This window comes from Parafrankia soli, assembly GCF_001854695.1.
Taxonomy (GTDB): domain Bacteria; phylum Actinomycetota; class Actinomycetes; order Frankiales; family Frankiaceae; genus Parafrankia; species Parafrankia soli.
Genome location: NZ_MAXA01000236.1, coordinates 21,145 through 35,047, shown reverse-complemented (window position 1 = coordinate 35,047; position 13,903 = coordinate 21,145). Strand labels below are relative to the sequence as shown.

General features: G+C 71.9%; 10 protein-coding genes. 4 read left to right on the top strand and 6 right to left on the bottom strand.

Annotated elements, in window-relative coordinates:
* The first annotated feature begins 37 nt into the window (after positions 1-37).
* Genes BBK14_RS24890 through BBK14_RS40605 form a run of 3 tightly spaced genes read left to right on the top strand, consistent with a single transcriptional unit; the run spans position 38 to position 2,175 of the window.
* Positions 38-1,093 carry an acyl-CoA dehydrogenase family protein gene (locus BBK14_RS24890; RefSeq protein ID WP_071065676.1) on the top strand — a complete coding sequence of 352 codons (1,056 nt, stop codon included), beginning with the start codon at positions 38-40 and terminating at the stop codon, positions 1,091-1,093.
* 4 nt (positions 1,094-1,097) lie between these two features.
* Positions 1,098-1,970: an acyl-CoA dehydrogenase family protein gene (locus BBK14_RS24885; RefSeq protein WP_241831823.1), complete on the top strand. Its 873-nt coding sequence runs from the start codon at positions 1,098-1,100 to the stop codon at positions 1,968-1,970.
* Complete coding sequence (locus BBK14_RS40605) at positions 1,936-2,175, top strand: acyl-CoA dehydrogenase family protein (protein WP_241831822.1); 240 nt, start codon at positions 1,936-1,938, stop codon at positions 2,173-2,175. Before BBK14_RS24885 ends, BBK14_RS40605 begins: the two co-directional genes overlap by 35 nt.
* A 169-nt stretch (positions 2,176-2,344) precedes the next feature.
* On the opposite strand, the gene BBK14_RS24880 is transcribed toward BBK14_RS40605, so the two are convergent.
* Together BBK14_RS24880 and BBK14_RS24875 are read right to left on the bottom strand one after the other, a co-directional pair.
* A complete protein-coding gene (locus BBK14_RS24880; RefSeq protein WP_071065675.1) occupies positions 2,345-3,124 on the bottom strand; it encodes a FadR/GntR family transcriptional regulator in 780 nt (259 codons plus the stop codon).
* A 263-nt stretch (positions 3,125-3,387) separates the two neighbouring features.
* Positions 3,388-4,122: an HAD family hydrolase gene (locus BBK14_RS24875; protein WP_198541428.1), complete on the bottom strand. Its 735-nt coding sequence runs from the start codon at positions 4,120-4,122 to the stop codon at positions 3,388-3,390.
* Positions 4,123-4,249: 127 nt separating this feature from the next.
* Between BBK14_RS24875 and BBK14_RS24870 the strand changes: the two genes are divergently transcribed.
* Entirely contained in the window at positions 4,250-6,883 is a 2,634-nt protein-coding gene (locus BBK14_RS24870; RefSeq protein ID WP_071065673.1) for a sensor histidine kinase, read from the top strand.
* Between the two features lie 54 nt (positions 6,884-6,937).
* Here the strand turns inward: BBK14_RS24870 and BBK14_RS24865 are convergent, their stop codons facing one another.
* The 4 genes from BBK14_RS24865 to BBK14_RS24855 all read right to left on the bottom strand — a co-directional run bounded on the left by BBK14_RS24865 (position 6,938) and on the right by BBK14_RS24855 (position 13,255).
* The gene (locus BBK14_RS24865) at positions 6,938-8,179 is read right to left on the bottom strand and encodes an ABC transporter substrate-binding protein (protein WP_241831829.1); all 1,242 of its coding nucleotides are present in this window, start codon (positions 8,177-8,179) and stop codon (positions 6,938-6,940) included.
* Positions 8,180-8,854: 675 nt separating this feature from the next.
* The gene (locus BBK14_RS37330) at positions 8,855-8,998 is read right to left on the bottom strand and encodes a hypothetical protein (protein ID WP_198541427.1); all 144 of its coding nucleotides are present in this window, start codon (positions 8,996-8,998) and stop codon (positions 8,855-8,857) included.
* A 7-nt stretch (positions 8,999-9,005) separates the two neighbouring features.
* Positions 9,006-11,882 (bottom strand): branched-chain amino acid ABC transporter permease/ATP-binding protein, encoded by a 2,877-nt coding sequence (locus BBK14_RS24860; RefSeq protein WP_071065671.1) that lies wholly within the window; start codon positions 11,880-11,882, stop codon positions 9,006-9,008.
* 56 nt (positions 11,883-11,938) lie between these two features.
* Positions 11,939-13,255, bottom strand: coding sequence for an ABC transporter substrate-binding protein (locus tag BBK14_RS24855; RefSeq protein ID WP_071065670.1), 1,317 nt, complete (start codon positions 13,253-13,255; stop codon positions 11,939-11,941).
* Positions 13,256-13,903: the final 648 nt, after the last annotated feature.

The window sequence follows — 13,903 nt, the reverse complement described above, 5'->3', positions numbered from 1 at the left end:
CTGACTGTGCGGATCGTGCTGCCATGGATCTGAAGCCATGGACCTGAAGCTCAGTGCGGAACAGCGGGCGCTCGTCGCCTCGTTCGCCGAGCTGCTCGCGAAGCATGTCCCGCCGGAACGGGTGCGGGCCGCCGAGCCGGTGGGCTTCGATCCGGTGCTCTGGGCGGTGCTGCGCGACGTCGGAGTGGTCGAGATGGCCGTCCCGGAGGAGCACGGTGGCTGGGGAGCGGCGCTTCTCGACCTCGTCCTGGTGGCCGAGCAGGTCGGAGCCGCGGTCGCGCCGGCGCCCGTCGTCGAGACGCAGGCCGCAGCCTCGCTGCTCGCTGTTCTGGCCGGCGCAGTCGACGCCAGCGACGTCGACACCGACGCGGCGCGTACCGCGCTGACGACCGCCCTGCGCGGGGAGCGACTGGTGACGCTGGCCGTGCGCCCGGCGCACGGCGGCACGGCGTCACTCGTGCCGGCGGCGGCGGTCGCCGACGACACCATCGTCCTCGACGGCGAGCGGCTGCTGCTCGTGCCGCTGCGCGACGGGACGCGCCGCGCCGTCGCCAACCTCGCCTCCGCCCCGCTCGCGGACGTCACCCTGGACGCCGATGCGGTCGAGCTCGCGCGCGGCCCGGCGGCGGTTGCCGCCTTCGAGGCCGCGCTCGACGACTGGCTGGTGCTGACCGCCGGCGGGCTCGTCGGGGTGGCCGCGGCGGCGCACCGGGCCACCTGCGAGTACGCGCGGGAGCGGCGGGCGTGGGACATGCCGATCGGTGCCAACCAGGCGGTGGCGCATCCGTTGGCGAACGGCGCGACGGCCCTGGACGGCGCCCGGTTGCTGGCGGTCAGGGCGGCCGCGGAGCCGGGGCGGGGATCGCCTCGCGCCCGCGAGCTGGCCGCGATGGCCTTCGCCTTCGCGGCGGAGACCGCCCGGCAGGTGACCTACGACGCCGTCCACTTTCACGGTGGCTACGGCTTCATGTTCGAGTACGACCTCCAGCTGTACTACCGGCGGGCGAGGGGCTGGGCGCGTGTGTGGGGCGAGCCGCGGGACGCCTATCGGCGGGCGGCCCGGGCCCGGTACGGCGGCGACACGGAGGTCTGAGCGCGTGGATTTCGAACTGGACGAATCCGTGTCGGCGTTCCGTACCGAGGTACGGGAGTTCCTCGCGCGGGAGCTGACGCCCGAACTCGACGAGCGGGTGTACCGCAGCGGMGTGTCACACGACGCGACCTTCGCCCGGCGGCTGGCCGAGCGCGGCTGGGTCGGCCCGGGCTGGGAGCGTGACGACGGCCACCGGCGGCTGAACCCCTACGAGGTTCACGTCCTCGAGGAGGAGCTGACGAGGGCGGAGGCACCGATCTACGCCGTCGCCACCACGGAGATGGTCGCCAACGTCATCCGGGTGGTCGGCTCGGCGGAGCTCAGGGCCGAGATCCTCCCGCGGTTCCTGCGCGGTGAGCTCACCATCGCGCTGGGCATGACCGAACCCGAGGCGGGCTCCGACGTCGCCGGTGTGCGTACCCGGGCCCGCCGCGACGGCGACCGCTGGATCGTGGACGGCCAGAAGATGTTCACGACCAACGGCCACGTCACCGACTACATCTTCCTGCTCACCCGCACCCGTCCCGACGGCCCGAGGCACGCCGGCCTCACCTTGTTCCTGGTGCGGCTCGACCAGCCCGGCATCGATGTACAGGCCGTGTACACCCTCTCCGGGGAGCGGACGAACATCGTGTTCCTCAGCGGGGTGGCGGTCGAGGACCGCTGGCGTATCGGCCAGGTCGACGGCGGGTGGCGGGCGCTGATGCTCGCGCTCCAGGACGAGCACTCCGCCGCGTTCAGCCCGCACCTGGACCGCCTGCTCGGGGCGGTGGAGGAGTGGGCACGCGCCAGCGGGCGGCTGGATGAGCGCCACCGGGCAGGTCCCGGTGGCCGAGGGCCCCATGTCGAAGCTGTTCAGCACCGAATCCCTGGTTGACGCCGCCGAGGACCTGACCGAGCTGGTCGGGCCGGACGCCCTGCGTAGCCGGCTCGACCCCACGGCGCTCGCCGACGGCCGCATCGAGCACGCCCTGCGGTTCTCGCTCGGCACGGCGATCTACGCGGGCACCAGCGAGATCCAGCGCAACATCATCGCTGCGCAGGCCTGCCGCCTGCCCCGGAGCCGGCACCCGTCCGGCTGACAGACGCCGCGCCCACGAGGTGTCGATCTCGGCGACGGCAGTGGCCGGGCGGCGGGGGAGACCACGGTCACGGTCATGCGTTCAGCGAGTCCGGCCTGCCGATCCTGATGCTGCTGGACAAGATGAAGGGCCGCTGGGCCGGTAACCAGCCGCTGCGTGCGGACGAATATCAGTACTGATGTTGCATCAGGTCGATGACTGATTTGGCGCCCTGGGCAAGCAGCACCTTTCCCACCGTCGTCATGTGTTCTTTCCAGTGTTCTTCCGCGCCGGCGGCGTCGCCCGCCTCGATTAGGGCTGCCAGTCGGGCCTGGGAACGCAGCCCACGTAGCCGGGTGTCCGTGGTGTCTTTTCCGTCCTCGGGTTGGCTGACCGCGGCGACGGCTCGGCCGACAATTTCGTTGAGCATTTCCGCGACAATGCCCAGGGTCTGGTTTCCGGCCAGTTCGACGAGTCGGGCGTGAAAACGCGAGTTGGCGTCCCCGAACGCCTCGGGGTCGTCGATCACCTCGAGCTGCTCGGCGGTGAGCCGCCGTAGTTCGTTGGCCGCCGCGAGACGACCCCGGGACGTGGCGACAAGCCGTGCGGCGACCGGTTCGAGCAGGCTACGGGCAGCGTGGACGTCCGCGAGCGGCACGTTGCGGGCCTGGAGCACGAGGGCCGCGGTGCGCGCCGTCATCCGCTGGTCGGGCCGATGGGCGACGATTCCGCCGAGGACACCGCGTTTGACCGAGATCAGCCCCTCGGTCTCGAGTATGCGCAGTGCTTCGCGCAGGGATGGGCGGGAGACCCCGAAGCGTTCCACCAGGTCCGGCTCGTGGCCGAGCGATTCTCCCTCCGAAAGATCGCCCTGGACGATGAGCTGTCKAAGCTCGTCGGCAATGCGCTGGGRCTTTTCGCGCAGCGTCGCCCGGTCGCGATTCCGTGTTTTTCTCGGCTCGGCCACCATGATCGACCTTCTCTCCCTCGGCCGCTTCCGGTAGCCGACATGGACCTGATGTGCAGGGTGGTGCACCCGCTGTTATGCCTCGACGGCCCGCTATGGCTCGACACCGCTCGGTGGACCAGTTTTTGCGGTTGACCCAGCTTACCGGGGCCAGACGATACGGAGTTGACAGCCGGGTGCGACCCGGCCCGAGGCCGTAAGCACGGATCTCGGGACCCCGTTGAGACCGGCCGCTACCTGGACACCAACGGTGTGGACGTCGACGGTCATGCGCGGCGTTCCGCCGGGCCGACGCCGAGGACGGCGCTGTACAGGGCGTCGAGGTCGGTCAGGTCGGCCAGGACGGCGTCGGCGCCGACGGCGGCCAGACCGGCGGCGGTGGTGGCGCCGGTGGTGACGCCGACGGCCCGGACGCCGGCGTCGCGGGCGCCCTTCACGTCGTGCGGGGTGTCGCCGATGACGACGGTGCGGGCCGGCTCGAAGGTGAGGTCGTAGGCGGCCTCGGCCCGTTTGACCGCCTGCCGGACAAGCACGGCCCGGTCGCCGTCGTCATCCCCGTAGCCGCCGATGGTGAGGTCGAGGTGCTCCGTCAGGCCGAGGGCGCGGAGCTTCGCCGCCGCTACGGAACGGAGGTTGCCGGTCACCACTGACTGCACGACGGTCCCGCTCGGCAGGCCCACGTGGTCGGCGAGGCTCGCGACGGCCGCCCGAGCGCCGGGCATCGGCTCGCCGATCTGTCGCATGCGYGCCTTGAGCCGCTCCGCGGCCAGCCCCATCGCCGTGTAGAGGGCGCTGAGAACCGCCTCGTCCACGGCGACGCCGTTGAGCCGCAGAGTGTCGCGGAGGATCGCGCGCTCGGTGCGGCCGGTCGTGTCCGCCCGTTCGCCGAGCGGACGGCCGACAACAGCCTCGAAGGCGGCGGCGTGGATCTCCCGGCCGAGCGGGCCGACGGTGAGCAGAGTCCGGTCGATGTCCCACAGGACGAGCGACGGCGTGGCCACCCGGCGATGATTCCACGGCGGCATCATCCGGTGCGCCGATACCCAGGGACGTTCGGCCACCGCAAGGGACGTTCGGCCACTCGGTGGTCGCTGGGATGCCCGGTGAGCTTCGTGGCAGGGTGGCGTCATGGGGACGTCAGGCGGGGGCGGGGGCCACGAACGCCCGCTGCCGTCGGGCAACCGGGCCTCGCCCGTGGCTCTCGCGGCTACCCCGGCCACGTCGATGTCGGCACCGTGGCCATCGGTTCCGTTCGCGACCGGCCGTCCCGGGTACCGCGACGACCTGGCCGGCGCGGCGTCATCCCGGGCCAGCGCGGCGTTGGAGCGGTCGACCGTCCGGGCGCTCGCGGCGCTGCGGTCGGCCGGCCTCGTCCTGACACCGGTCTACCTCGCGGTGTGGAACTCCTGGTACGCGCACGAGGCCGCCGCGGTGGCGGTCGTCGTGGCGGCCTCCGCGTGGGGTGTCCTCTTCGTGGTCGTCAGCCTGCGCCACGGTGTGGGCGTGCCGCTCGCTGCCGGCACCGTCGTGGCTGCGGCCGCCCCCGCGGCGCTGAGCTCGGTCTGCCTGCCGCCGGCGTCCGCCGGTGACACCGGGAGCTGGGTGATGCTCGCCGTCTTCCACGCCGGGCTGACGGCGGCGTGGGCGCTGCCGCCGCGCGCGTTCGCCGCCGCCGAGACCGTTCTGGTGGTGTCGGTCGTCGTCGGCGGACATGACGGGCGGCCCCAGGTGTTCACCGCGGTCACCTTCACCCTGGTCGTGCCCGTCCTGTTCGCGCTCGCCGTGTGCCGCCTGCGCGAGTCGACCAGACGGGCGGACGACCGCCTCACCTCGGCGATGCTCGGCCACCGGGCGAGGGTGCTCGTGCTCGCGCTCGACCGTGACCGGCGGGAGCGCCAACGGCTGCTGCACGACACTGTCCTCAACATCCTGACGGGCATCGCCTGGGGCGGGGGGGACGATCTCGCGCTGGCGCGGCGCCGGTGCGCGGCCGGCGCCGCGGCGGTGCGCCACCTGCTCGCCCACGATCACGGCCCACCGGCCATCGGCCTGGACGCCGCTCTCGCCGCGGTGGTGAGCAGCGCCCGGGAACGCGGCCTGACCGTGCACCTGACCGGAACGGCGCCGCTCGAGGACGGGCAGCCGGCCGACGGGCAGCCGGCCGACGGGCAGCCGGCCGACGGGCATCCCGCTGACGGGTATCCCGCTGCCGGTGAGGAGGCCGGCGGGCCGTCGGCGGCGGTCGTGGCCGCGCTGGCCGGCGCCACCGGTGAGGCGTTGGCCAACGTCGAGCGGCACGCGGGGACGGGCGAGGCGTGGGTGTGCCTGGAGCGGTCGCCACGGCGGCTGACGATCCGGGTGAGCGACCGGGGCGCCGGCTTCCAGCCGGGCAGATTCGCTCCCGACCGGCTCGGGGTGCGTCAGTCCGTCCTCGCGCGGGTCCGGGACGCCGGCGGCCTGGCGACGATCGACTCCGCGCCCGGGCGCGGCACCACCGTGACGCTGACCTGGCCGGACCACGGCGCGAACGCGGACCCGCGCCCGGCCGCCGGCGGCCCGGCCGCCGGCAGCAGCGCCGGCAGCGCCTCTGGTAGCCGGGCCGGTGCGGAGACCACGCGTGAGACGACCGCGGCGGACCTTCGGCACGACTACGCCGCCGGCCTGCGCGTGGTGATCGCCGCCCTCGCCATCGCCTGGCAGGTCCTGATGCTGCTGCCGCTGCTCGTCACGCTGGGACGGGTCCACTCCGCGGCCACGGCTGTCGGTGTCTGGCTGGTGCTCGCGGCCGCGACGGTCACCGTCGCGTCGGTGGTCCGCCGCCGTCCGCTGTCGGGGCCGGAGGCGGCCGGTATGACGGCGCTGGCCATCGGGGCGGTGCTGGCCAGCGCCAACGTCGACGACGGCGACCTGCTGCGGGTGGTGAACTGGCCGCTGATCGCGGTGGGGTTGCTGGTCGCGTTCGTGACGGCGTCCCGGCGGGCGGTGGAGTCGCTCGCGGCGATGGCCGTCGTCGTGGCCGCCGTGGTCGCGACCGTCGTCGTCCGCGGCGTGACGGATCCGCTCACCGTCTCGCGGCTGCTCTCGCTCGCGTACGGAATCACCGGGCTTCAGCTGATCGTGGCCATGATGGGACCGTTGCTGCGGCGGACCGCCGACACCACCGCGCGGGCCGCCCGCGCCGAGGCGGAGACGGCCGCCGGCCGGGACTCCGACGTGATGATCCGCCGGGAGCGGGTGCGGTGGCTGGGCACCATCCGCGACGACGTGTTGCCGACCCTCGACGCGCTCGCCGACGGGACAGCCGACCCGCGGGACCGCCGGTGGCGTCGGCAGTGTGCCCGGCAGGCGGGGGCGATCCGCCGCATGCTCGTCCAGGGTGGTGCGGGCTCCACCCCGGCCACGCTCGCCGCCGACATCGAGGCGGTCGTCGCCGCCGCGGAGGGCCGTGGGATGACCGTCGAGGTGCAGGTCGCGGGGGAGCCGGCGAACATTCCGCTGGAGCTGCGGGCCGGGCTGGTCGACCTGCTCGACCGCACGCTCGCGGTGCTGCCGGAGAACCGGGCGCTGCTCACGCTGTGGAGTGACGCCGAGGGCGGCAGCGTCTTCGTCTCGGCAGCCTGGCCGGGCCAGACGGAGCCCCCCGCGCTGACCGGAGCCGTCCAGGCGATCGTCGATGTCGACGACGGGCGGCTCACGGTCGAGCTGCGCTGGGATACCCGTGGTCCCGAGGGTGCAGGCCGGCGGCCTGCCGACGCCGAGTGACATCGGCAGGCCGGTCATCCCGGTTGAGGCTGTGACAGCGGGCTGGCCGTCGTCTCAGTCCTCGATCGGCGTCACTCCGACCGCCTCGTACGTGGTGGGCTGGCCCTTCTTGTCCAGGGTCGTGATGAGACCGCCTCGGGAGCATTCCGCCGGGAGGGTCGGATAGGCCTTGCCGTTGCAGCGGAACCGCAGTCCGGTCGCGCCCGGCAGGTCCTTCTCCGGCATTGCCTTGATCTTGGCCGTGACGGTGGCCGGGGTGAGGTCGCCCGTGATCCCCTCGAGGGCGGAGTGGAGGGCGGAGACCGTGAGGTACATGCCGGCCGCGCCGGCCTCGGTCGTGTCGATGTCCTTGCCGTAGGTCTTCATCACGGCTTCGAAGAGGCGGACGGCTGGGTCGTCCGAGCCGAGCGGGGCGGTCGCCGTGACCGTCATGCCCTCCAGGAAGTCGCCGGGCACGGCTTCGCGGGTCGCGTCGGTGATGCAGTGCGCGATGGCCGCGAGCGGCCCGTCGTACCCGACCGCGCGCAGTCCGTTGAAGGCGCTGATGCAGAAGGCGTCGCTGCCCACCACCTGCACGATCCCGGGGTCGCCGCTGATGATGCTCTGCATCTGCGGCGTCATGTCGGCGGTGCCCGGCGGGACCAGGATGACGTCGAGCGCGATGCCCTGCTGCTCGAACTGAGGCCTGGTGAGCTGGTAGAGACCGGTGGTGACGGGCAGGTCGATCGCGATGACCGTCACCTTCTTGGCGCCCTCGTCCTTGGCCACCGTGATCGGCATGGTGACCAGGGGAAAGAACTGGTCACTGAGGGCGAAGGTCGAATCGCCGTCAGCCAACGACTTGGCGCCGTTGGCGGTATAGGACATCGACGGTACGTGCGCGGCGTGCAGGGGCTCCCAGATCTGCTCCCCGGCCCCGGAGGAGCCCATGACGACGGCGGTGACGTCCTCTTCGATCATCCGGTTCGCGCAGTCGGTGGCCTTGCCCGGGTCGGCCAGCGCCTCGCACTGCACGAGTTCGATGGGCCGGCCCGCGATTCCGGAGCCGTGCTCGTTGAGGTACTTGACGGTGGCCTCGGAGACCTTGAACTCGTAGGAGAGGTCCGCGGCGGGGCCCTGCCCGTCCGAGATGATCCCGATCTTCACCGGGTCGCCCTTTGCCTGGGCCACCGGGCCCAGGATCTCGGCGGTGGTCCCGGTGTCGCCCGCCGTCCCGCTGTCGTCACTGTCACCACAGCCGGCGAGGAACAGGCTCCCGGCCAGGGCGCCTAACGCCCCTAACGCGGCTAAGCGCACGCCCACCGGCTGTCCCGGTTGCCGCCTGCGCGTCAACCTATCGAGCAGGATCCCCGACTTCTGCATGTTGATGTCCCTCGTCTCGCGTTGGGTGTGCTGTACCGCCGCCGGCCGGGACGGTGTGGTTCGTGGCGAGACCACAGGTCCCCGGGTCACCCGCCGCCGGCACGGTCGAGTTCCCGGCCAGCCGATCCCGTCGAATCGGACCGCCGGTCCGGTATGCAGGGAGCCACCGTACGGACCGCCGGTCCGCCTCACAAGCGGAATCCGAAGAAAGACGCAGGTGACGATGGTCTGAACGGGCGAGCCGAGGCGGACAGATCGCTGCCGGTGGCCGTTCGGCGATCAGCACGGCGACGGCGGCTGCCCGGATACTGGGCGCGGGTGATGCGCCCGTGGACGAGTCCGCCGGGTAGCGGTCGCGTTATCGGAGTCGGGCCGGCTTCCGGTCTGGTTCCGAGCGGGGTGCGCGCCATTGTCCGGCGGTGGGGCCGGGAAACAGCGCGCGCAGGGCGGAGCCCGATAGCGAACGGCTCCGGCATCGGCGTCGGCCGACGCACCCTGGAACAGCACAGGAACCGGTACGGGTTCCTGGGAGGGTCTTTCCGGAGAGATGCTTCCGTTTACCCGATGCTGATCGGGTAGGTCATACCTCTGGCATTCCCGCGGCCCGGGTCAGGTCGTCACGCCGTCGATCTTCAGCTGGATCATCTCGTCGTCCGACCAGCCCAGCTCCCACAGGATTTCGTCGGTGTGCTCGGCGAAGCGTGACGCGCGGCCGAGTTCCGCGGGCGTCTCGTCGAACTGGACGGGGTTCACGACGAGCTCACGAGATCACCGCTGGGGTGTCGTGGGTGGTGCCGAGGTAGGCATCGGCGACGGCCCGGCTGGCGCGGATCTCGGCCGGGGTGCCTTCGGCGATGACCGTTCCGAAGTCGAGCACGTAGATGTAGTCGCAGACGCCGAGCACGAGGGCGATGTCGTGGTCGACGAGCAGCAGCCCGACGCCGGACCGGCCGATCGCCTGGATGCGCCTGCCGAGCCACGCGGTCTCGGTGGAGTCGAGTCCCGCGGCCGGTTCGTCGAGCAGGAGGATCCGGGGGCCGGTGGCACAGGCACGGGCGATCGAGACCAACTGGCGTTCACCCTGGCTGAGCTCACCGGCGGGCCGGTCGGCCCGGTCACCGATGCCGACGAGGTCGAGCGCGGCGTGCAGGGCACGGTGCAGCCCCTCGCCGCGGGTGCCGAACAAGGCGGCGCCGACGTTCTCCTCGACGGTTAGGTCGTCGTAGAGCTCGAGGGACTGGAAGGTCCGGGCCAGGCCGCGCCGCACGAGCTGGTGCGGCGCCAGCTGGTCGATGCGCTGCCCGCCGAACCGCACCTCGCCCTGAGCTCGGGTGAAGCCGGTGACCGCGTCGATCACGCTGGTCTTGCCCGCGCCGTTCGGGCCGATCAGGCCGACGATCCGCCCGGCTGGCACCCCCAGCGAGACGTCCGAGACCGCGACCGTGCCGCCGTAGCGCACGGTGAGCCCGGTGACGTCGAGACCCGGCGCCCCTTCCGCCGCCGCGTCCACAGCGGTGCCGGCGTCCACAGCGGTGCCGGCTTCCGGGACAGCTGCCGTCTCCGAGGTCGCGTCCGCCATTGCGACCGCCGCCGGCTTCCCCCCGGTCGGAGCGTGCTGCGCCGCCATGTCCTGTACTGCCACGTCCCCCGCTGCCACGCTCTGTGCCGGCGCGGACGGTGCCGGCTTTCCGCCGCTCCGGCTCCGTCCGCCGCGAAGGCGGGCCAGGCGGTCGGCGAGGTGGTGGCCGGCGCTGGCCGCCCCCTCGGGGTGGACGAGGACGACGGCGACCACCCCGAGCCCGGAGAGGACGGGGAACCAGTCCCCGAGGTCGACCCACCGGTCCAGGGCGATGAAGATGATGCCGGTCCCGGCCGTCACACCGGCGAGAATGCCGCCGTACACCGAGGTCACTCCGGCGAGGTACGCCGTCGACAGCAGAGTCAGGCCACTGATCGCGGTGAACGATTCGTAGGTGACCGTGCTCTGCCGGTAGGCGAGCAGGCTGCCGCCGAGACCGGCGATGAAGGACGCCAGCGCGAAGCTCACGACCTTGATGAGCACGACGTTCACGCCGATGCCGGCCGCGGACCGCTCGTTGGCGCGGACGGCGAGCATGGCCGACCCCAGCGCGCTTCTCCGCAGGCGGGCGACGCCCCACGCGGTGGCGACGAGCACGGCCAGGCAGAGCAGACCGAACTGGATGCGGGGGAACGCGTGACCGGTGCCGATGCTCAGGTCGAGGCCGAACAGCGAGGGCTGGGTCACCAGGGCGCCGCTGGCGCTGACGATGTCGGTGTTGCGGAACCAGACGGCCTCGATGGCGTGGGCGAGGGCGAGGGTGACGACCCCGAGGGTCAGGCCGCGCAGCCGCAGGGCGGGCAGCCCGACGAGCACACCGAGGACGGTGGCGACCAGGGCGGCCAGCAGCGGCGCGAACGGGAACGGCACATGCCAGCTCCGGGTGAGGCCGGACAGGGTGAAGGCGGCGCTGCCGGCGAGGGCGAGCTGGGCCAGCGACACCTGGCCGGCGTAGCCGGTGACGACGACGAGGGACAGGCCGATGACGGCCGCGATGAACGTGCCGATGACGGCGCTGCGCCAGGTTCCGTCGGTGGCGAGCAGCGCGATGACGCCGATCAGGGTGCCGATGACGGTCGGCAGGAGCAGCGAACGTGGCCGGGGCGCCCGGCCGAGGGGCTGGCGGACGAGAGTGCCACGCACGGGCAGGCCCCGTCCGGTGGCCAGCAGCGCCACCAGGATCACCACCAGCGGCACCAGCTCCGCCGACCCGCTCTGCGGCAGCCAGGAGTGGTCCGCGGCCAGCGCGATCGCCTCCGCCTGGAGCATGCCGATGGCAAGCCCGGCGGCGGCGGCCGGAAGCAGATGCTGGAAGCCACCGACGACCGTGGCGGCCAGCGCCGGAACGACGAACAGGGTGTAGGTGGCCGGCGCGAGCGGGGTCAACGGGGCGATGAGGATCCCGGCCGCGCCGGCGACCGCGCTGCTGATCATCCAGTTGAGCAGGGCCACCCGGTCGGGGTTCACGCCGCTCACGTACGCGCCGGTCTGCGACTCGGCGGTCGCCCGGGTGAGCAGCCCGAAGCGGGTGAAGCGGTAGACGGCGGTCAGCGCGAGGGTCAGCACCAGCACTGACAACGCGAGGTAGAAGCGGTCGGAGAGCACGGTCAACGAGCCGAGCCGCCAGCGCTCTCCCGGGAAGATCGTCTTGACGCTCACCGGCGCCACGCCGACCCGGATCACCAACAGCGACTGGATCACGAGGAGAACACCCAGGGAGGCGACCGCTCTGGCCAGCGGCGGTGCCTCGCGCAGCTGTCGGAACACCAGCAGGTAGAGCAGCGCGCCGAGCAGCGCGCCGATCGCGAGGGCGATCGGCGCCGCCGCGGCGAAGCCCAGCGGCCTGCCGAGGCCGACCGACGTCGGCAGGCCGGGCACGAGCACGAGCAGCTCGCCGTCCCGTAGCCAGGCGTACGTGTAGGCGACGTAGGAAGCGATCGCTCCGGTCGCGAAGTTGATGACACCCGAGCTGCGGTAGGTCAGCACGAGTGCCACGGCCAACGCCGCGAACACCCCTCCGTTGCCGAGCCCGAGGAGGAGCGAGGCGACATGATCCATGACGATCTCCCGACGTCGTCCCGGTCGAGGGCTGTGACAGCGAGCTGGCCGTCGTCTCAGTCCTCGATCGGCGTCACTCCGACCGCCTCGTACGTGGTGGGCCGGCCTTTCTCGTCCAGGATCGTCAGGAGACCGCCTCGGGAGCATTCCGCCGGGGAGGCCGGATACGCCTTGCCGTTGCACCGGAACCGCAGTCCGGTCGCGCCCGGCAGGTCCTTCTCCGGCATTGCCTTGATCTTGGCCGTGACGGTGGCCGGGGTGAGGTCGCCCGTGATCCCCTCGAGCGCGGAGTGGAAGGCGGAGACCGTGAGGTACATGGCCGCGGCGCCGGCCTCGGTGACGTCGATGTCCTTGCCGTAGGTCTCCACCACGGCGTTGAAGAGGCGGATCGCCGGGTCGTCCGAGCCGATCGGGGCGGTCGCGGTGATCGTCATGCCTTCCAGGAAGTCGCCGGGTACGGCTTCCCGGGTCGCGTCGCTGACGCAGTGCGCGATGGCCGTGCGCGGCCCGTCGTACCCGACCGCGCGCAGTCCGTTGAAGGCGCTGATGCAGAAGGCGTCGCTGCCGACCACGTGCACGATCCCGGGGTCGCCGCTGATGATGCTCTGCATCTGCGGCGTCATGTCGGCGGTGCCCGGCGGGATCAGGATGACGTCGAGCGCGAGGCCCTGCTGCTCGAGCTGAGGCCTGATGATCTGGAAGAGGCCTTTGGTGATGGGCAGGTCGATCGCGATGGCCGTCACCTTCTTGGCGCCCTCGTCCTTGGCGACCTTGACCGGCAGGGTGACCAGGGGGAAGAACTGGTCGGCCAGGACGAAGGTCGACTCGCGGTCGCCCAGCGACCCGGCGCCGTTGGCGGTGTAGAACATCACCGGGACGTGCGCGGCGTGCAGCGGCTCCCAGATCTGCTCCCCGGCCCCGGCCGAGCCGACGACGACGGCGGCGACGTTCTCCTCGACCATCCGGTTCGCGCAGTCGGTGGCCTTGGCCGGGTCGGCCAGCGCCTCGCACTCCACCAGCTCGATGGGCCGGCCCGCGATTCCGGAGCGGTGTTCGTTGAGGTATTTGACGGTCGCCTCGGAGACCTTGAACTCGTAGGAGAGGTCCGCGGCGGGGCCCTTGCCGTCCGAGATGATTCCGATCTTCACCGGGTCACCTTTTGCCTGCGCCACCGGGCCCAGAACTTCGGCGGCGGTCCCGGTGTCGCCCGCCGTCCCGCTGCTCCCGTTGTCGTCGCTGTCGCCGCAACCGGCGAGGAACAGGCTCGCGGCCAGAGCGCCTAAAGCTCCTAACGCGGCTAAGCGCACGCCCACCGGCTGTCGCGGTTGCCGTCCGCATGCCGACCTGCCGAGCAGGATCCCCGAATTCCGCATGTTGATGTCCCTCGTCTCGCGATAGGTGATCTGTACTTCCGTCGGCCGGGACGGTGTGGTTCGTGGCGAGATCGCAGGCCGCCGGGCCGCACCCGCCTGGCGGTGCGGCCGGGTCCCCGGCCGGTCGATCTGTCGAATCGGACCTCCGGTCCGATATGAACGGCCACGGTACGGACCGCCTGTCCGTTTCACAAGCGGAATCTGGAGAAATATGCAGGTGGCGATGCTCCGAGTTGACGGGCTGAGGCGAGTGGACCGCTGCCGCCACACATTCGGTGATGCGCGCGGCGGCACACCGGAATCAGGTTCTGGGCACACGGGCACGCCGGCCCGCGGCCCAGGCGGAAGTCAACCACCGATGAGTCCGCCGAGTCGTGGTGCGATTCGGGGATGGGTTTGTTCCGGTCTGATCCGGGTGTTCTGGATGCGATCCCGTTGTCTGGCAGCGGGGTCAGGACACAGCGCACGGCGGGCAGGGCCCGGCGGGGAGCGACATCGACGTCGGCGTCTGCCGGCACATTCTGAAACGGCCCGGGAACCGGTGTGGATTGCGGTGAGCCTCTCCGTGGAGAGTTTTCGGTGTCGGATGGGTGACGGCAGTGCTTCCGATCATGTGATCGGTGCTTACGGTGCGGTGCGTGGCGGGTT